At 66.5% G+C, this 18,299-nt stretch carries 20 protein-coding genes and 1 pseudogene; 4 read left to right on the forward strand and 17 right to left on the reverse strand.

Features of this window, described 5'->3' with window-relative positions; translation table 11 throughout:
- Position 1 precedes the first annotated feature (1 nt).
- Together MRBLMI1_RS15555 and MRBLMI1_RS15560 are read right to left on the reverse strand one after the other, a co-directional pair.
- On the reverse strand, positions 2–943 hold the full coding sequence (locus tag MRBLMI1_RS15555; RefSeq protein WP_058233664.1) for a cation diffusion facilitator family transporter: 942 nt from the start codon (positions 941–943) through the stop codon (positions 2–4).
- Positions 943–1,329, reverse strand: a complete 387-nt coding sequence (locus MRBLMI1_RS15560; protein WP_058233665.1) for an ArsR/SmtB family transcription factor — start codon at positions 1,327–1,329, stop codon at positions 943–945. Before MRBLMI1_RS15560 ends, MRBLMI1_RS15555 begins: the two co-directional genes overlap by 1 nt.
- Before the next feature lie 249 nt (positions 1,330–1,578).
- On the opposite strand from MRBLMI1_RS15560, the gene MRBLMI1_RS15565 reads away from it, so the two are divergent.
- On the forward strand, positions 1,579–1,827 hold the full coding sequence (locus MRBLMI1_RS15565) for a hypothetical protein (RefSeq protein ID WP_139168174.1): 249 nt from the start codon (positions 1,579–1,581) through the stop codon (positions 1,825–1,827).
- Between the two features lie 102 nt (positions 1,828–1,929).
- On the opposite strand, the gene MRBLMI1_RS15570 is transcribed toward MRBLMI1_RS15565, so the two are convergent.
- From MRBLMI1_RS15570 to MRBLMI1_RS15585, 4 genes are all read right to left on the reverse strand, one after another.
- On the reverse strand, positions 1,930–2,352 hold the full coding sequence (locus tag MRBLMI1_RS15570; RefSeq protein ID WP_154921736.1) for a hypothetical protein: 423 nt from the start codon (positions 2,350–2,352) through the stop codon (positions 1,930–1,932).
- A gap of 114 nt (positions 2,353–2,466) precedes the next feature.
- Complete coding sequence (locus tag MRBLMI1_RS15575) at positions 2,467–3,867, reverse strand: ParB/RepB/Spo0J family partition protein (protein ID WP_367734383.1); 1,401 nt, start codon at positions 3,865–3,867, stop codon at positions 2,467–2,469.
- Between the two features lie 988 nt (positions 3,868–4,855).
- The gene (locus tag MRBLMI1_RS15580; RefSeq protein WP_160897557.1) at positions 4,856–5,419 is read right to left on the reverse strand and encodes a hypothetical protein; all 564 of its coding nucleotides are present in this window, start codon (positions 5,417–5,419) and stop codon (positions 4,856–4,858) included.
- A 12-nt stretch (positions 5,420–5,431) separates the two neighbouring features.
- Positions 5,432–5,677 carry a hypothetical protein gene (locus MRBLMI1_RS15585; RefSeq protein ID WP_160897556.1) on the reverse strand — a complete coding sequence of 82 codons (246 nt, stop codon included), beginning with the start codon at positions 5,675–5,677 and terminating at the stop codon, positions 5,432–5,434.
- Positions 5,678–6,037: 360 nt separating this feature from the next.
- Between MRBLMI1_RS15585 and MRBLMI1_RS15590 the strand changes: the two genes are divergently transcribed.
- Entirely contained in the window at positions 6,038–6,196 is a 159-nt protein-coding gene (locus MRBLMI1_RS15590) for a hypothetical protein (protein WP_367734384.1), read from the forward strand.
- 23 nt (positions 6,197–6,219) lie between these two features.
- Here the strand turns inward: MRBLMI1_RS15590 and MRBLMI1_RS15595 are convergent, their stop codons facing one another.
- The 5 genes from MRBLMI1_RS15595 to MRBLMI1_RS15615 form a co-directional block, all read right to left on the reverse strand.
- Positions 6,220–6,933, reverse strand: coding sequence for a single-stranded DNA-binding protein (locus MRBLMI1_RS15595; RefSeq protein ID WP_367734386.1), 714 nt, complete (start codon positions 6,931–6,933; stop codon positions 6,220–6,222).
- Positions 6,930–7,160 carry a glutaredoxin-like protein NrdH gene (gene nrdH / locus MRBLMI1_RS15600; RefSeq protein WP_367734387.1) on the reverse strand — a complete coding sequence of 77 codons (231 nt, stop codon included), beginning with the start codon at positions 7,158–7,160 and terminating at the stop codon, positions 6,930–6,932. Before nrdH ends, MRBLMI1_RS15595 begins: the two co-directional genes overlap by 4 nt.
- A complete protein-coding gene (locus MRBLMI1_RS15605) occupies positions 7,157–7,489 on the reverse strand; it encodes a hypothetical protein (RefSeq protein WP_367734388.1) in 333 nt (110 codons plus the stop codon). The genes nrdH and MRBLMI1_RS15605 overlap by 4 nt, the downstream gene beginning before the upstream one ends.
- A gap of 399 nt (positions 7,490–7,888) precedes the next feature.
- A complete protein-coding gene (locus MRBLMI1_RS15610) occupies positions 7,889–8,899 on the reverse strand; it encodes a DUF3560 domain-containing protein (protein WP_367734390.1) in 1,011 nt (336 codons plus the stop codon).
- Between the two features lie 24 nt (positions 8,900–8,923).
- Complete coding sequence (locus MRBLMI1_RS15615; protein ID WP_367734392.1) at positions 8,924–9,277, reverse strand: hypothetical protein; 354 nt, start codon at positions 9,275–9,277, stop codon at positions 8,924–8,926.
- 1,280 nt (positions 9,278–10,557) lie between these two features.
- On the opposite strand from MRBLMI1_RS15615, the gene MRBLMI1_RS15620 reads away from it, so the two are divergent.
- Positions 10,558–11,403: a ParA family protein gene (locus tag MRBLMI1_RS15620; RefSeq protein ID WP_367734393.1), complete on the forward strand. Its 846-nt coding sequence runs from the start codon at positions 10,558–10,560 to the stop codon at positions 11,401–11,403.
- Entirely contained in the window at positions 11,403–12,083 is a 681-nt protein-coding gene (locus MRBLMI1_RS15625) for a hypothetical protein (RefSeq protein ID WP_367734395.1), read from the forward strand. The genes MRBLMI1_RS15620 and MRBLMI1_RS15625 overlap by 1 nt, the downstream gene beginning before the upstream one ends.
- A gap of 155 nt (positions 12,084–12,238) precedes the next feature.
- Here the strand turns inward: MRBLMI1_RS15625 and MRBLMI1_RS15630 are convergent, their stop codons facing one another.
- The 6 genes and pseudogenes from MRBLMI1_RS15630 to MRBLMI1_RS15655 all read right to left on the reverse strand — a co-directional run.
- A complete protein-coding gene (locus tag MRBLMI1_RS15630; RefSeq protein ID WP_367734396.1) occupies positions 12,239–14,200 on the reverse strand; it encodes a hypothetical protein in 1,962 nt (653 codons plus the stop codon).
- A 537-nt stretch (positions 14,201–14,737) separates the two neighbouring features.
- Positions 14,738–15,040: a hypothetical protein gene (locus MRBLMI1_RS15635; protein ID WP_367734397.1), complete on the reverse strand. Its 303-nt coding sequence runs from the start codon at positions 15,038–15,040 to the stop codon at positions 14,738–14,740.
- 206 nt (positions 15,041–15,246) lie between these two features.
- Entirely contained in the window at positions 15,247–15,786 is a 540-nt protein-coding gene (locus MRBLMI1_RS15640) for a hypothetical protein (protein WP_367734399.1), read from the reverse strand.
- 213 nt (positions 15,787–15,999) lie between these two features.
- A complete protein-coding gene (locus tag MRBLMI1_RS15645; protein ID WP_367734400.1) occupies positions 16,000–16,809 on the reverse strand; it encodes an FHA domain-containing protein in 810 nt (269 codons plus the stop codon).
- Positions 16,810–17,011: 202 nt separating this feature from the next.
- Positions 17,012–18,055, reverse strand: coding sequence for a M23 family metallopeptidase (locus MRBLMI1_RS15650; protein WP_367734401.1), 1,044 nt, complete (start codon positions 18,053–18,055; stop codon positions 17,012–17,014).
- A gap of 43 nt (positions 18,056–18,098) precedes the next feature.
- Positions 18,099–18,299: pseudogene (locus MRBLMI1_RS15655) on the reverse strand (hypothetical protein); the annotation flags it as partial.

Raw genomic sequence — 18,299 nt, forward strand, 5'->3', positions numbered from 1 at the left:
GTTAAGCGTGGCGGACATCCCCGGGTTCCGAATCTTGCAGGTCGGCTGTCTCAATCTGGAAGGTGGAGTGCCTTACGGATACCTCGAAGTGCTGGGCCACGCAGGCTCTGACGTCCCTGAGGACAGCGGCTGCGTGTCCGTCCGTGAAACATTCGTCCTCGACGACGACATGCGCGCTGATCGTCGGTAGGCCGGTGGCGACCGTCGAGGCGTGTAGGTCGTGGACGTCTATGACGTGGTCGAGTTCGAGGATGTGTGATCGCACATGGTCCAGGTTCAAACCGTCGGGGGTGAACTCCATGAGCACCCGCGACGTCTCGCGCAGCAACTTGAATGCACGCGGCACGATGAGTGCAGCGATGAAGAGACCGGCGATGGCGTCAGCTTGAAGGAAACCTGTGGTCCAGATGAGAACAGCCGCAATAATGACCCCAAGCGATCCCAGCGCGTCGTTCAGCACTTCCAAGAACGCCGCCCGCATGTTGAAGTTGGCTCCACGACTGGACGACAGCACGAAGATGGCGATGATGTTCGCGACTAGCCCAATGACTCCGAAAACCAGCAGCTCGGCAGCTGGCACCTCAGGGGGCTCGAAGAGCCGTCGTATCCCTTCGATGGCGGTGTAGCCCCCTACCGCCATCAACAAAGCCGCTTGCCCGAAGGCAGCGATGACTTCGATACGACGGAACCCCCAGGTGCGTCGCGCGCTAGCTGGGCGCAGCATCAGCGTCGCGGCAATGAGTGCAACAAGAAGTCCGGATGCGTCAGTGAGCGCGTGGGCCGTGTCCGTGAGGAGGGCGAGACTGCCAGTGAGAAAGGATCCAATCGCTTGAGTCGCGGTGATTGCCGCGGTGATTCCAAAGGCAATCCAAAGACGCACGCGGTGGTCGGTGGGTTCTCCGGCTGCGCCGGCAGACGGTGCGTGCGTGTGACCGGCGCCCATCAGGCCGCGTCCGTTCCGACGGCGAAGTGTTCACCAGGCTGATGGAGGTGGGCACATAGCGTGACACGCGTTCCGGTGTCCTTCAGCAAGAGTTCGGCGGCGTTGATGAGGGCCGCAGTCGCGACAGGTTGCGCGAGATCAAACCAGGACGCGCGCCCCTCCGAGCGAACAGTAACTAAGCGGCAGTCCCGCAGAAAGCTGAGGTGCTTGCTCACAGTCGATTGAGCCAGTCCGAGGTGCTGGACGAGATCGCGGACACGGTGCTCGCCAGAAGCCAGATGCTGGAGGACCGCCAATCGCGTGGGGTCCCCCAGTGCGTCGAATAGGTGCGCATACACGGCGGTCGCGCGGGAGTCGAGCAGACCGCCCTCTTCAATCATCGCCATAAGACGATGATATCGCCGGGCACCGTCGCCGTCGCTTTCAAACCGAGTTGGGAACGGTGCTCATTCTCACCCGACATCGCGGGCCACACGACGTGTGCCAGCTTCGAACATGCTCCGGCGTCACCGAGAAGGTTGATGCAACTCCTCGCAGCAATCGCAGCGAAAGAAATGGACAAGCTGGGCGGAGCCTCGGGCGCGGTAGCCCCGCACCCCGTGGACACCATGCGCGCCCGGTGGGATGGTGTGCGCATGTCTAAGAAGCGGTCGAAGCTCGCTCAAGCGGCGTTGGTCTCCAACGGCATGGTGTGGTTTGGGGCGTCGTTCATGCTTGTCGCTATCGCGGCGGAGCAGACGGCGGCGGTGTTCGCCGGCACGTGGCTGAACGTGCTCGGGTGGACGATCATCCTTCTCGTCGCCACGGGTCTGGCCGTTGTCGGCGTCATCGAGAACGTCAACATCCGGGCGGGTAAGAAGTACAAGCCGCGGCCGCGCAGCTGAGCGCGCTCGAGCGGGGAACCCGCGACCTGCGTTGGAGGGGGGTCGAGGGGGTCTCCCCCTCGTGCGGGAGCCGGCCCGAGCAGGGTCGGCCCGCCGCCATGCTCAAAGCGTGAGCGTGTGCAGCACCGTCGCCGCGGTGCCCGTCGGGGTGCCGTAGTCCGTGGCGTGCAGCGTCGCGGCGCGGTTGGTGATGAGGTCGAGCGCAACTAGCTCTTCCTCGGACTCGTCGGTCATGTCGCCGGGTTCGTCTTCCCATTCGCGCAGCACGCGCCCGTCGACGTCGACCACGCGCCACAGCCCCCACAGGTGAGCGACGGGGCCGGTCGTTTCGTACGTGAACACCAGGGCGGTCGCGGTGTGCCAGCCGTGCGCGGCCGCGGCGACGATGAGCGCGTGCGCGGCCGCGGCGATCTGGTCGACGTCGCCGGATGTTGTGGCGGCGTCGACGGCGGCTTCCGCTTCGCGCAGGGCCGCGGTGTGTCCCCACTCGTCGACGTCGACGGCGGGTGTCGTGGTGGTGGTCATGGTGAGCCTTTCTGTGCAGCTGAGGGTGATGCCGGGGGGTGAGAAAAAGGGTGATGAGGCGGGGTGATGCCGGGGGTGACGGGGACCGGCGTGAGCCGGTCCCCGTCCGGTTGGTCAGGCGAGGCCCGCGGCTTCGGCGGGGGTGGTGTCGCCGGTGACGATCTGCTCGACCGGGGAGAGGGCGTATCCCCACGCGGCGAGCTGGCGGAACAGGGCGGCGGCGCGCTCGTCGCCGCGTCGCCACGATTCCTTGCTGGTGCCTGCCTCGGCACCGGCGAGAACGACCGCCAGGGCCACCAGGCGGGCCTTGCCGGGGTTGGCCTCCACCAGCGCGGCCAGGGCGTCCATGCGGTAACCGGAGGGCCGCTCGACGCCGAGGAACGTGTGCGCGAGGTCGTTGCCGCCCGACATCGCGGACGACACCGAGAACCGGTGAGCGGTCAGGCCCAGCGCGATCACCCGGTCAGCGTCCTTCGGGAGCGTCTTACGGGAGAGGAACGTCGCGATCCATTCGCGGCGCACCGTCTCGGCGGCGGTCCACGCCTTGTTGTTGGCGATGAGCGCCTTGCGCTCGGCGGACTTCTCGACGCGCTCTTCCTCGATCTGCTCCGCGGTCAGCGGCTCGGCGGGGGTGCCGGGTGCGCCCCAGGCGTAGGTGAAGCCCGCATCGGTGGGGTTCTGAACGAAGTAGGTCACGTCAATCTCGCCGCGCCAGTTGACGTCGATGAGCGCGCCGCGCTCCGCGACGGTGGCGATGTGCTCGGCGGTGACCTGTACGCCGTCCGCGGTGTGGAGCTTGCGAAGGATCACCCACGGGCTTTCCTCCCCGTACGCCTCACCACGGGTGAGCACCTGGAACCCGCCCGCGGTCAGCTCCTGCTCGACGGCGGCGAGGCGGGCCTTCTCCGCGGCGTCCTCGCGAAGGCTCTGCGCGGTGTGCTCGAACTGGGTCGGGTCGGTGGTGGCGACCTCGATCAGGTGCGCGCGGGCATCGGCGTCGCCCTCGAACTCCAACAACACCGCGGCCTGGTCCAGGGTCAGCGCGTGCTCGTGCAGAGCCGACGTGACGGTCGCGGACTCCGCGACGGCGAGGCCCTTCTTCACCGCGTCGGTCTTGGTGCCGGTGCGCTTGGCGATCTGCGCGGCGCTGATGCCCTCGAACGCCAGCTGCGCCCATGCGGCGGTGCGATCCGCGGTGCTGAGGTCGGCGCGCTGGTCGTTCTCGATGATCTGCTGAATGATCCGGTCCGCGGTGGTGTCGTCGCCCTCCACGACGTAGACGGGGACGGTCGGCACTTCGGCCTCGCGGGCGGCGAGGGTGCGGCGCTGACCGGCGCGGACGATGACGTTTCCGTGCTCGTCGCGGCGGGCGAGGATCGGGGTGATGACGCCGTTCTCGCGGATCGACGCGATGAAATCCTTCGTAACGGGAGCGCTGGTGCGCACGTTCGCCTCGATGACGAGGGTGGTCGGGTCGATGTGCTCGATGGTCCCGGTTCCGGTGGTGATGCTCACGATGGTTTCTCCTTGATCGGTGTGCGATCATGAAGGCGACGGGTCCCGTGGTACTTCCATTACTACGGGGCTTTTGTCGTCTTCCAGATCGTTTTTCTTTGCCTCTCCGGCGAGTGAAAACCAACTGAGTGGAGGCGGCGGAGTGACGTCTTTCTCGGGCGAAATAAGGGAGCTTGCGACCGCGTCCGAGAAAGACGGCACGTAGCCGTTGGAGCGAAGTAGGTTGAAACCGCGGAGAGGTGAAGAAAACGGGGAATTCTGCCGCGTAGCGGCTCCTGCCGGCGGTGCTCCGTCACCGCTGCGCGGGCGGAGCTCGCGCCCCGCCGCAGGCGGAACACCGGGGAGCGCGAGGGGGTCGCCCCTCGTGGCCGGTGCCGCCGGCCAGCCCTCGCATATAGAGCCGAGCCAGCGCGCGACGGACGGTTGTGGTGCGGAACCAACGAACCCTCGTACCCGAACGCCATCGCTTGCGGCCGACGAAAGTCGAAGTCAACCGATTGCCGTCAACGACGCCGGTCGACACTATTCCTCCAGAGGAAGGCCTGAGCTGACGGGGACGGAGGCAACCTCATGGGAGGTGCACGCAGCCCTCGGTTCGGGTCTTTCGTGGTCATGTCGGTTGGCTTCGTCCTCATCGGCCTTGGCATCCTCGGCATGTGGTTGGGAAGCCAAGGAATGCTTCCTGAGCCGATGACCCGCCCCCCAGGAGGGCTGATCTTCGTAGGAATCTGTCTCGACCTATATGCACTGGTCACTTTGATCACGGGACGAGACGGCTTCTCGGGCGAACGACGGGGAAGATGATCGAACCTGCGACGCTTCGGACGGCGACCTTCAAATAAAACCCGCCCACAACGGCACGCCTCACCAAGGCGTTCCGTCACTGCTGTGCGGGCGGAGCTCGCGCCCCGCCGCAGGCGGAACACTGGGGAGCGCGAGGGGGTCGCCCCTCGTGGCTGGCCCGGAGGCCGGCCCCTCCCCCGCTGGGTCAGCTCCAGCTCTCGGTCCAGTCCTCGGGCGGGACGACGGCGTGCGGCTGGCCTGTCGTGTGCAGGTAGTACAGGGTGCTGCTGTAATCGTCGTCCCCTCGGCTGACGCTCATCTGCTGGTGATCGTCGTCCGTTTCCGCGATGTTCCACCTGGTCGAGACGTCCACGGCGTACAGGTCGCCGTAGGAGTCGGTGACGAGCTGGTCGCAGACCGGGCAGCGCAGCGCGCGGTACGTCTCCCCGTCATCGGTCACCGTGACGACCATGAGGACCGGGGCCGCGGCCCACACCTGTTGTTGTAGCTGCTCGATCGTGGCGAGCAGGGCGTCAGCGCTCGGGGTCGGGGTCAGGAACGCGACAAGCGCCGCGGCGTATTCGGTGCCGTTGTCGGTGACGGGATGCCCGCCCGGCGCGCCCTCGCCCGGCAGGGTGAGGGTGTTGCGCACGTGCGCAAGGATCTCGGCGTCGGTGGCCGCGGCGTCATCGCCGGACTCCGCACGGCGGGTGTCGAGGATGAGCGCGAGCTGCGCCGCGGTCGCGCGGCCGGTGTCGATGGTGGTCATGGCGCACTCCTGTCAGCGGACGGTGGTCGGGTCGACGGTCAGCCCGTGCTTCGCAAGGCGGGCGAGGGTGTCGGGGTCGCCGGTGATCTGCTCCCAGCCCTCGGGCGAGACGACGGCCGCGGGATCACCGTCGCGGTCGGTGAGAACGACGCACGTCCGAGCGTCGAGCGCGCCCCCGGTGCGCGGGCACACGATGTTCTTGCTGACGAGAAACGTGACCATCTGATCGCGGAGGATCGCTTCGAGGGTGGTGGACATGACTGCTCCTGACTGATCGTTTTTCTTTGCCTCTCCGGCGGGAATGACCGTTTGAGCGGAGGCGGCGAAGTGACGCCGATTCCGGGCGAAATAAGCCCGTAGGGCGCGTCCGGAATCGGTGGCACGTAGCCGTTGGAGCGAAATAGGTTGAGACCGCGGAGAGGTGAAGAAAACCCAGGGAACAGGCCGCGCAGCGGCTCCGCCCGGCGGCGCTCCGTCGCCGCCGGGCGAGCGCAGCTCGCCTCCCGGGACGGGATGCCGGGGAGTGTGAGGGGTCGCCCCTCACGGGCCGGCGGCGCCGGCCCCACGACCGCGCCGGTTCACGTGGGCGGTGTCGGTGGTGGGTGCGATGATCGCCGGATGTGGGAACTGGCGCATCGAACACGTGACGCGGCGACGGCGACGGTGGTTCGCAGCAGCGCAGCATCCGGCGACGCGGCGATCGCAGAGGTACGGGCCTCGATGCCGGAGGATCACGTGATCCTCTACGTGCTCGAGGTCGAACGCGACGAGAGCTAGTCGCCCTCGCCCCCCCTAACGGGTTACTCGGCCGCGGCGCCGCGACGCGGTGCGCGCGGTGAGCGGGTGACGACGGCGGTCGCGCGGGAGAGGTCGGGGCCGATTGCGTCAGCTTCGAGGACGCGGCCGTGGCGGCGGTCTTCCCCTTCGCCCCATGCCACGGTGCGCTCGTATCCGACGACGATCACCGCGTCACCCTTGTGCAGCGACGCGAGCACGTGCTCGCCCAGCTCGAACTTTGCTTCCACGAAATGCGTTGTCGGGGCCTCGTGCGGGGTCCACTCCCCCGCGCGGTACTCGCCGGTGTTCTCGATCACGCGCAGCTTCACGATCTGCACGCGACCCGCCTGCACGGCCTCGGGGTCGACGGCGAGGTTGCCGGTGATGGTCCTGGTGCTCATCTGTCGTCGCCCGTTCGTGCGGTTCGTTCTCCCCGTCGACGTCGACGGGATGCCGGTCCTCGGATCGGCCTCGGGGGTTGGCGCAGCGTTATCCTCAGGAGCGTCTAGGCCCCATGAGGCCAGCGCGTCGCGGCGGGTAATTTCTACTGGCGGCTCAGTCAGCCATCGCCGCTGCTCGAGCTCGGCGCGTGTGACGTAGTGCCCGGGGATGCGGCGTTCCTCGCCGTAGGCGGCGCGGTAGAACCGGTCGGCGTCATTCTCCAACCGGTCCACCTCTCCCTGTCGGTCGGTGTATCCGGCTCGGTAGTCGTCGCTGGTGGTGTCGGGCTCGCTCATGCGGCGTGCTTGTCGATGAGGTCGGGGCGAAACCCCGACCAGTGGTCTTGATCGCTTGCCACGACGACGGGGGCGGCGGAGTACCCCAGCTCGTCCATGACGTATTCGAGCGCTGCGGGGTTGGTGGTGAGATCTACGACGGTGTACTTGATGCCTTTCGCGTCGAGCGCGCGGTAGGTCGCCGTGCACTGCACGCACGACGGCTTCGAGTAGACGACGAGGCTCATTGCTCCGATCCTCTCTCAGTGTGGTGGGCGTCGCCCTCGTCATCATCGGTGGCGTATTCTTCGATCCACCGGTCGGCCGCTTCGACCTGCCCGCATGCGCGCAGCATCTCGGCCAGCGCGTCGATCTCTCGGCACCTGCGGCGCGTTGCCAGATCGGCGGCGGTGTCCGGGCGGGAGAACACGAGGGCGAACTCGGCCACCGCATCGAGGAAGGTCGGCCGATCCGGCGTCCAGTTGGTGTGGGTGGTGTCGGGCATGGTGTCTCCTCCTCGATGGGTGGTGCGGGTGGCCGGAACGAAGGTGCTGACGGTCGTGATCTGCTGGTGCATTTCTCTCTCCTCCTCATCGTTTTCTTGCCGTGAAGGCGGTTTTCCGCCACAGCAACCGGAGGGCGCAGTGCAACCCGCGAGGCGAGGGGGAGGGAGTTTCGGCGCGGAATAAGGGAGCGCAGCGACCGCGTGCCGAAAGTCTCGGAGGACTCGGTGGCGCAGCCATTTGAACGGAGCCCGTAGGTAGTTTCGAGGGAACGAAGCGGACGAGCTGCCGCAGGCTTCACGGCAAAGAGCGCGAGCCCGTAGGGCGATCCTCGGCGGTCGGCGGAGCCGGTCGACCTCTGGGCGTCGCTCCGTCGACGCTGCGGGAGCGCAGCTCGCGCCCCCGGAACGGGACACCGGGGAGTGTGAGGGGCCCGCCCCTCACGGGCCGACCCGAAGGCCGGCCCTCACCCGTCAGCTCGCGGCGGCCTCCGTGGTGGTGGCCTTCTCGGCGGCGGCGGCTCGTGCGGCCTCGACCTCGGCGGCGGTGTGATGCCCCTGCACATCCGTGTAATCGACCTTGTATGGGCGGGTCGTGTCGTTCCAGTCGAGCGCGACGGTCACGCTCTTGGGGTTCACGCGGGTAACGACGTGCCAGCCGAAACGGTGCTTGATCATGTCGCCCTTGGCAATCGTCTCGCGGCTGTGGATCGTGACCTGTCCGGCTGCGGCCTGGGCTTCGCGCACGGCAGTCCAGTAGGTGTGTTCGTCTTCGGACTGCGCGCGCTGAGTCAGCAGGCGCTCACGGTAGGCGCCCGTGGCAGGGGGTGGTCGTCTCGATGTACCCGCCTCCGAAGTTGTGCGAGCTGCCCTCGATCCTCCGCGTGTACCCGCGGGAATGTCGGTCGCGATCCGCTCGATGCGGTGGGCAACCATCCCCGGCGCGTAACGGGCCTCGGTCGTCCCTGCGGCAACGTCGGCGCGGGCGCGGGCGCGGGTGGCCTCGCGGTCGGCCTCGACGCTACGCCCCATCGCGGCATCCGCTTTGGCGATCGCGTTACGGTGGCGGCCTTCGGAGTGGTGCCCGACCTTGATCGGTTCTCCGCCCTCGGGCAGGCGGTCCAGCGCTCGGCGCGCGGCCGCGTCGGCTGTGTCGGCCTCCGTGGCGCGTCGGTCGGCTTTCGCCTCGAGCGCGTCGACGCGGGCGGCCTGGCGCCGGGTCTTGTCGGCCTCTACTTCGGCGGTCGGGCGGAACGTCTCGTCGGCCTCGATCGTGACGTCGTGGCCGGCCTCGCGCAGCGCTGCGGCGGCGCGGTTGATGTTCCACCACTTGGGCAGGCAGTCGCGGGACTGGGGGACGTACCAGGCGCCGATGGATCGGCCCCACCGCCAGCCGCCCGCCTTCAAGATGTCGGCGGTGCCGTCTCCGCGGCTGGTGCCCTCGAGGATCGTTCCGGCTTCGGGGGCGTGGGTGATGGTGAGCATGTCGTTTCTCCTTGGGTGTGGGGGTCAGTCGTTGGTGAGGTAGTCGGCGCGGGTTTCGCTGCGGTCGTGCAGCGGGTAGGCGGCGGGGTACAGGTCGAGCGCTCGCGCGACCGCGACCGGCACGACGACGTAGGCGCCGGATGCCATGTAGCCGATGCGATCCGCGGCCACGCGCTCCGCGGGCTCGAAGTGCTGCAAGGTCATGCCGGTGACTTCCCGGGTGACCAGGCGCACGGCCGGGGTCTGCTCGATCACCGGGTCGTTCCCACCGGCGCCGATGATGACCACCTGACGGGCGGTGCGGCTCATGCCCTCCTCCCCCGGTCCGTGGTTCACGCTGACGATGACTTCGGTACGTGTGCCGCGCTTCTCGCTCATGTGTCTTTCCCTCTGGCTGATCGTTTTTCTTTGCCTCTCCGGCGGGAATGACCGTTTAAGCGGAGGCGGCGGAGTGACGCCGATTCCGGGCGAAATAAGCCCGTAGGGCGCGTCCGGAATTGGTGGCACGGAGGCGTGAGCGAAATAGGTTGAGACCGCGGAGAGGTGAAGAAAACCTCGAGGATTGGGCCGCTGTGCGGCCTCCCCAAGGCGGCGTACAGCGCCGCGACGCGAGTGTCCTCGCGTCCCCGGAACGAGCGTGTACGGCGCGCTAAGCGGGGCATAGGCGTGACAGACGGCCCAGCGGACCGGGGATTAGCGTCCGCGGTCACCTCGGGCAGCCTCTCCCGGCGCTGGTTCAGCTCCCCCTCAAATCGGATGGCGGCCCGCATGCGGCGCTGGTCGCAGATGTCGAGCGGGTCGATCGTATTCATCGTGGCTTGCAGCCGGTTCGAGATGGCTCGCCCTCTATGACGAAGCGGTCATGAATCGCTTTCGGGTCCTCGACCTCCGGTAGCACCGCATCGAGTTGATGCTGTACCTCCGCGGCTGGCGCTTCACCCTCATGCCAAAGGGCTTCCGTCTGCCGTCTAGCTCGGCAGCTGGCGGACGTGGCGGTGGCTTCAGCCATCACTCGGATCGTGATCGCCGGGGTCGCAAAGCGGTGGCGCTGGCTTCCGCCATGGCCAGCTCCTCGTTCCGGCGGACAATGTCGACTGCAAGAGCCCCGGCAGTTTCACGAGGCGAAGCGTGCGAGCGCCCGCTCCGTCAGGCCGCCTACCCTGCGACGGGACGCCGCGGAAAATCTAGAGTCAGCCGCCACCGCCCAAGCGAAATACGACGCAAGGGCTTCTTGTCGGCGCGCCCCCGGCGGTCGCCGCCACTCCCCGTTCAATCTGTGTTGTGGCCCGCGCTGTCAAGGCGAGTAGGTTCCATGCGGGCTGAACGCAGGCCTTGCGCAAGGTTGGTGCAAGGTGTGAGCAACTAAGCGTAACCTATAGACCAGTTCCGCATCATAACCAGAGCCGACCCCAATCCACAGCTCAGCACGTCGAAGTCCCTGCTTGCTCTTGCAATACGCAGTGCTTGATGAGTCTTTCATCCTCAACGCGCCAGGTCACGATGACCGGTGTACCAGGTCTGCGCACATAACGGCTCACGGCTCTACCGCGGCCGGTGCAACGCTGCACCCACCATGCGAGCGTGCGAGATGCCAACCAGATGGAGAAGAGGACGCGTCCGTACACATTCGGGATCGGACTTCGATAGTGAATGCAGCCGTGTCGGACAACGACACGGCGTTCAATGCGCTGGCCTCGCTGTCTCCACCGTTAGATTTGAATAATGAACGTTCGAGTCCTGAGTCAGCGTGCATGCGTGTTGCGCATGACCGCGAACTCGCCTCGCAACTACCTTGCGCACACCTTGCGCATGCCTTGCTCTGGGAGAAGTCAATGCGCGTCCTAGCCGTGGTCGGTCAGAAGGGCGGCATCGGCAAGTCCACCACTGTCATGAACCTGGCCGCATGCATGTCTCGATCATCGTCGGTCGCTGTGATCGACGTCGATCCGCAGGCGTCTACAACGAAGTGGGCTGAGCGCGCGGGGGAGAACCTGCCGTTCGACTTCACGAGCGAGACCGACATCAGCATGCTCTCGCTGATGCGACAGCTGGACTACGACGTCGTTATCGTGGATACGCCCGGGAGCCTCGCGGATCGGGATGTGCTGTCGGCGCTGCTCGACCAGACCGACTACGCCATCGCACCGCTGTCACCGTCGTTCATGGAAATTGAACCGGTGCAGCGGACGCTGCAGGACTTCGTCATTCCGCGCGGTATCCCGTATCGCGTTCTGATGAACAAGGTGGATCTTCGAGACGGCAAAGGCGATCTCGAAAGCTTCGAGGAGTTGCTCGATACCGGCAGTTTCTTCGACGGACAGGTCGGTATCCCGCGGTTCAAGAACTACATTCGGCAAGCCAAGGTGATGAAGATGATGCCGCTGCAAGGCACCGTCATCACTGATTACTCGGATACCCGAAACAGTCGTGCCGCGATCAGCGACTACACCTCTGTGGCGCTAGAGCTGATGAATCTGTGGGCACGTGAGAGGAAGACCGCCTGATGGCCAAGCTCGACATGCGAAAGGCGCTGGCTGGCGCCGTTACGCCGCTGGACGCGAGCAAGCTGGCGGGGGAGTCCATGCCCGAGTTGCGCCTGGTCGATGAGGTGGAACCCGTTGCCGAAAGCACCCCGACGGATGACGGAGTCGCTGCTGTCGCAGACAACCGCGACTCCAACGTCGCTGTTGACGAGGAAGCGGGCGCGATTGACCCCGCTGTGACGACACCCTCACGCCGTCACCCGAGCACTCGTAAGCCTTCACCGGTAGCGAAGCCTGCCGCTCGGCCGGAACCGTCCGCCGCTGCACCCGTGACAGCGATGGGCGTTGACGTAGAGCCGGCGCTGAACGCGCGGTTCGTTGCGTTCAGGAATGCGACTCGGCTCAGCTATCACCAGATCATCCTGGACGCGGTTGAACATTCGTATCCTGTGCTGGGTGACCTCGTGGCAAAAGCGCTTGGCCGTGGGGGAGAGGCCGCCGTCCCGCAGGTGAAGCTGTTCGAACGTACGTTCGTCCCCCCGCCGGTCCCCGTCCGCGGTCGTCAGGATCGCATAACCCACACGATCCGCATCACGGTGTCAAACCGATCAATGTTGGACGACGTCGCGGCCGAGGTGTCGTCGCCATCCAGGAACTTCATGATCTGCGTCGCGCTGGATCACTACCTGCCCGCCGAATAGGGGAGCACTTACACCCTTCGCGGGGCGGCCAGCCCAGTCGCCGGCCGCCCCTGTTGTGCGCGAAGTCCTTATCGGGACTCGGGGAAGTTGGCATCGAAGGGTGCACACACTGTCGAGAATTTCTTGCCTCGTGATGACAACCTCCGTCTTCGACCTCAAGCGGCCAGAACGAGTCCCTGCTCAAGGTAGCCGGCGCGGACGAACTGAAGTGCCACTTTGTGGTCTCGCCGTTTGGTGGGCCCTCGTGGGTACGCAACATAGTCGGGTCGGTCGGATTCGTTCCAGTGAGATTTCTTGCCTCGCCGGTGTTTCGCGCGTCGCTCCATCCAAGTGACCTCAGCCAACCACCACGCCCACACAAGGCGTTCTTCGTTGTATCTGGCCACGCGGTCGTCGAGGTACCCATCCACACCGCGTGCGCGGGCGACAAAGTCCCGTACAACGGGGGGAAGGCGCCGCCATCCCCCGCCAGTCCGTTCGACGAGGCCAGCTGCGGTCAGCTCGTCGAGGCGGCGGCGGAGGACATCTGAGTCCAGGCCCGTTCGATGAGTGAGGTCGTCAAAAGTGGCGCTGCCCTCCGCGGGGGTGTGCTTGTAGATCAGTCCCGCGTTCTTGCCCATGCTGTGGGGGGCTATGAAGACGTCGTGTGCGAACAGTTCCAGCCGTGTGCCGATCTCTCTGATGAGGGCTTGCGAGAGTGGGAGGGCGTTGGCCATGGCGCGCATATGCGCTTGTGTCCGCTCGTGTGCTGACTCGTCTGTGGAGAAGCGGGTGGCCAACCGGTATCGCTTCGCGTGTACTCCTTCGGCGTTAGCGACGACCTCAAGCCAGCCTCCGGTTCCGTCTTCCCCGGTAAGGGCACGGAGGGCGCGGGAGACGCTTGTCCGCCCGTAGCCGGTGTCGGCGCTGAGTCGGCGGACGTCGACTTCGACGGTGTGCTGGGAGCTCTGCAGCATGTAAAGGCAGATGGCATCCAGTACGACCCGCTGCGCGTGGGAGCCTTCGACGCGGCTGTTGTGCGTCGCCCAGATGCCGGGGAGGGCGTCAGCGCGCGTGAGAGCGCGTTGAACGGCTGCAGTGACTGTCGCGGTGCGCTGGCGGTAGTCCTCGTCGTCTCCTGAGGCGCTGAGCGGGTGTGAGGCGACGTAGCGGACGGCGTACTCCCACGCGGCGGTCAGCACCTTGTCGATTTGGTGTTCGCTTCGCCGCTGGCGTGTGGCTCCGACGCGGCGGGTCCGGGCGTGTTCGAGGCCGGGTGCGCTGTGGACCTGCACGCGGATGTCCTGGTAGCTCCACCGGGCATGAGCGGCGGCCGCGAGGATCCTCACCAGCGTGTGAGACGCGTCAGGTCCTGCTTCGCTGTGCAGCACCGAGTCCATGGCCATCGACAGGGGCCGACGGCGGCCGCGGACACGGGGCTTTCCGGCGTCGTCGCGAACGATGTTGTGCAGGTCCTCGGTAGACGGGGCGGGCAGTTCCGCGCCGAGGTCTACAAGCAGGGCGTGCAGCTGGCCGGGGGCGTCTTCGTCGGCGGCGTGGTCGGTGATCGCGGCCAAGTCGGCGACCGGCGTCGAGTGTCCACCGGCGCGGTGGGGAGCGTAGGGCGGGCGGACGCAGCCAGCTTTGGGGTTGGTCAACGGCGCGAGGTCGAGGGAAGGGAACAGACTCCTCGTCAGATAGGCGATGTCGCGTACGGCGTCGGCGTCAGCGGGCACGTCGAGGTGGACCCAGACGTGGCGTCCGCCGGTGGGGCCGGATAGGCACAGCAGGTGGGGGATGTTGAGCTGCTCGAGCCAGTAGGTGAAGCGGTCTGCATCGTTCGCGGCGTCGCCGGCGGATGCATCGAAGTCGAAGCAGAGGTAACGGAAGCGGAGGTCGTCGTCGGCGAGGAACATCGCCCACGTCGTCGACGGTGGAGCCTCGTTGAGGGGCCAGAGCTTGTCGTAAGCATTGAGCACCTCACCGCTGGACGCGCGTGCAGCCGCACGGACGTCATCTCTGGGAGAGAGGCGGCGGGTGATGTCCCAGACCTCGTCGAGGGAGTACGGCGACACGCCGGTGGGGTCGGTGAGCGTCCATGCTCGACCGCGCCCCCGGATTGGGGTTACCATGGCCATATCACCTCCTCGGAGGTACAGCAAACGCCCCTCGCCAAGGGGATGAACTGAATACAGCTCGACCCGACTGCCGGGCGCCAACCACTTGGTCGGATCGAGCGAACGTCTTACGACTGACAGGCCTTGCGCACTTCGCCAAAAGTGCTCGGGGCCTGATGTCGTTTATGGGCGGGTCACATGACGGGCTCCCTTCAGCGCAGAGAGGGCAGGCCGGCGACCTGCCAAGCCGAGGATGCGGGTCTCAGCGGGCAGACCGGCCAGCGAGCACGCCGTAGCGCGGCGGGGGAGAGGCAGGGTGCCTCGATCCTCCGAAGTCGACGAAGAGGTGCCGGGAGCGTTGCCCGACCGGGCCATGCTGAGGGGATGTTCGCGCGACACGCCGATGTGGGTACACGAATCCACCCCGCCACGCGGGGTTTCGGTTATCATAAAGGCACCTCCTGAGGCAGCTTGGGTGGGTTCCAGACTTTGGTTTGGTCGCTACGGTCTGGCGAATTACCTATGAGGGGCCCCGTCTGCGGACGGGGCCTCTGTTCGTTAGCTGGCGATCTGCGTCGGCAGCTCCCTGCTGGTGGGGCGCGGGAGTGCCGCGAGAGGCGGCACCATTACGGGAGCGTTTACCTGCGGGAAGTCTTCCAGGAGGAGCTCTTCCAACATGTCGCCGGTCACGCCGGGCTCCGGCGCCCATTCCGGGCGCCCGTAGGCGTGGGCGGCAAGATGCAGCACATAGTCGCCATAGCTCATGTGCAGCTTGTCCGCGTTCTCGCGGATGACGTCAGCGAAAGGCCGCAGCGGCTTCGTCGTGATCGGTACTCGATCACCTTTGCTTGGTCGTCCCATGTGGACAAGCATGGACCGCGTTACCTTTGTTGAGAGGAAACTCCCGCGGCGTGTCGAAACCTATGTGGAGAGGAAAACCGCGGCGAGTAGTCGCCGTTCTCACCTCCGCGTTCACTGCGGCCGCCACGTGGGAGGTCATGCTGCGAGCATCTCGCGAGAAGATGCCCACGTGTTAAGACGGGCATCGCCCGGGCGCGTCGGGGGACTCACGCTTTGTGCGCTGCTACAGCGTGACGGGCGGCGGCGGCTACTCCCGCAACGTCGCCCGCGGCGAGACGGTCAATGTAGCGCTCCGTGTGGCCACCATCGCTGAGCATTGCAGTGTTCAGCCACTGTGCCCAAGCCCACGCGTCGTCCACATGGCTACGAAGGATCGGGAGTACCTCACTCAATCCTGGGACGAGCGCGCGGTTACGCACCTGAAACGCGGGGTAGAGCGTGCGCCTGTCAGTGGTGTCCAGCCGAATAGCCCTCCCCTCGCGTACCGCTTTCGAGATCGCCGCGCGCCCGACACCGAGCTCCTGCTGGAGTCCGCCACTGGTGAAGCAGGGACCGACGATGTCCGCCCACGGACTCTTCACGAGACCAAGGCGCGCCACGACGTCAGCAGCCACAGAGCCAGGATCTCCAAGGACCGTGACCTTCGCGCCGTCGCCGACCAGACTCAGAAGCCGCTCGCGAATCGCGCCGAGGAGCGCGTCGACCGCCCGCGCCTCAGCCTCAACCTGGGGTCGAAAGTCGCTCATGCTCACCTTTAGCGTCAACCGCGTCAACTCGCCGCCCAGCGACGACGGAGTCAACTATGTCAACTATGCGCGGCGTCGAGAGAGAGGCGCGCCCGTCTGCCGCTGAACGAGCCGAGGAAACCCAAATCGGCATCAGCGACGGAGCGGCTACCGCCGCCAGGAGAACGCGACGTCAGCCTCGACAGTGCCGCCGGTAGCCGAATCGCGTCACCGTCATGCGAGGGTGACAACGCACTCGACGTCGCCCAGCATCAGTTTCGCTCCAAAGGGGACGACGGTGGGCTGACCGGGGGTGAGCCAGCGCGGCGGTGTCGTCCGCAGCTCAACGCCGTTGGGGGCGTTGAGGTCCGTGACGATGATGCGCGCGTCCCGGTCAAGCTCGACCGCCGCGTGCGTGCGCGAGAGCTGTCGACCGGGACTGACAACGGTGACGGCGTGCTCGTCGGCCTTGGCGATCGGCTCACGGCCTATGACGACGCGGCCGGGGGCGGTGACGCTGCGCTGCGTGGTGAACGCGAGGTGTAGGACGGGAATGGTCGCGCGGCGCATCCGCGTTGCCTCCACGTCGTCGTTCAGCTCCGGACCGGGAACGGTCTTCGACACGGGCACCGACACAGAAGCCAGCGCGGTTGACATCTCGGCAAGGTGCACCGCCCCATTGAGGTTGGCTGGCACATCCTCTGGCGCGTCGACGGGGATCGGCGGTGCGTCGACGGGCTCGCCGTGCGGGGGCGCCTCGACCTGCAACGGCTCCTCGATGCGGCATTGGATGCACGTCGCCGACGTGACGGGCTGTAGCCGCCGGCAGTACCGGCAGCGGCCTTCGTCGATGCTGAGGCCATCCGGGGCCGGGATGAAGCCTTCGTCGTCGATGAGTTGAACGTACCCCTCGGGGCGCACGGCGAGCTGGTAGCCAGTCGAGTCCTCGGTGACGTCGAGGCGCACGGGCCGACGGAGCTGCACGGCGTAGGACACTGCACGAGCGATGAGCCCGGTTCTAAGCGCGGCGAGGGACTCGGCCACGCACGCACGGCCGGCGCCGTTGACCGTTAGGGTGCCCGTGTTATCCCCGTGCAGCTCTGCGACTAGGCGAGGCCAGGTCGGTACGCGTGTGAGCCCGGAGGCGGGCTGTGTAGCTTTCACAGGCTCGGCCACACTGCTGCGCCGGCAGTGAGCCATGCCCGCTGAGGTGCTACGTCGGTGCTGGTCATCGTCGTCTCCTCGTTCACTGTCCGAGCTGGATGCCGACCGCGGCCATGTAGGGCTCGGGGTCGATGTTCTCGCCGTTTACCATCACCTCGAAGTGAAGGTGACACGCGGTTGATCCGCCGCTGCTGCCGACTCGAGCGATTTGCTGGCCGGCTTTCACCTTGTCTCCGACGTTGGCTAGCATCCCGGAGTCGTACATGTGCAGGTAGCGGGTGGTGACGCCGCCGCCGTGGTCGATTGCGAGCACTCCGTTTCCGCCGCTGTCGAAGCCGCGGAAGGTGACCGTTCCGTCTTGCGCGGCCCAGATGGGGCCGTCGCATCCGCCGCCAGCCAGGTCGGTGCCGGCGTGCAGTCGCACGTCGCCCGTGATCGGGTGCACGCGGAAGCCGTAGGGGCTGGTGATGGGTCCGGCGCCGGGGGAGGCCCAGCCTTGCGCGTTGACGCCGCCGGGGATGGTGGGGTCGCACGCGCCACCGCTGGCACTGCCGTCGCCGGGGTTGAGCCCGGTCCTGGCGCCGGTCAGCCCCTCGACGATCTGCACTGCGCCGTCCCAGAATCGCGTGTAGTGGTACGGGTCGGCGTTGACCTGGGTGCGGTGGGCGACGATGGTGGGTTCCAGCGATTCCCGGTCGGGAACCTTCTGGATCATCGCCTGGAAGAATTTTGTCGACGAGATGTAGGGGTTCAGCCGCTCCTCGCGGGTGCCCCATCCGTCCTGCTGCTGGAACAGGCCGATTGACGTCGTGGGGGAGCCGTCCGGGTTGGTGACACCTCCTGTCTCCCAGTCGCCATAGTCGATGTTGCGGAGGCTTGATTCGCCCATCGCCGTCATGACGCCGATGGTCTGATCGCGCACGTTCAGGCCCAGGTCCTTCCCGGCCTGAATTACGTTCGCAGCGTTCACGAGCTGTTCGTGGCCGTAGCCGGCTATTTCTGTCTGCGGGACCGAGTCGGGGTCAATCGAGACGCTCGACCCGGTGTCGGCAGCGGAGGCCGGCTCGCAGTTGTCGCTGCCGACGACGACGAAACCGAGCAATAAGCCGATGACCAGGATTGGCACCGCGGCGATTGCGTAGGTCCCACCCCCCTTTGGGTCGACCACGTTAATTCACTCCATCCGGGAGGATAAAGCGGCTGGTCAGCCAGGGGGAGTCTCCGTCGACGCGGCTCAGGATGAGCCCGTACATGCCAGCGTCGGTGGGGACGTCGACGTAGGCGACGTACGCGCTCGTCTCGTCGGTAATGACGGGCGGCCCCGTGATCGTCGTTGCGACGATCCGGGAGGGGTCCATGTAGGCGTAGTC

Source organism: Microbacterium sp. LMI1-1-1.1, from assembly GCF_040815675.1.
Taxonomy (GTDB): domain Bacteria; phylum Actinomycetota; class Actinomycetes; order Actinomycetales; family Microbacteriaceae; genus Microbacterium.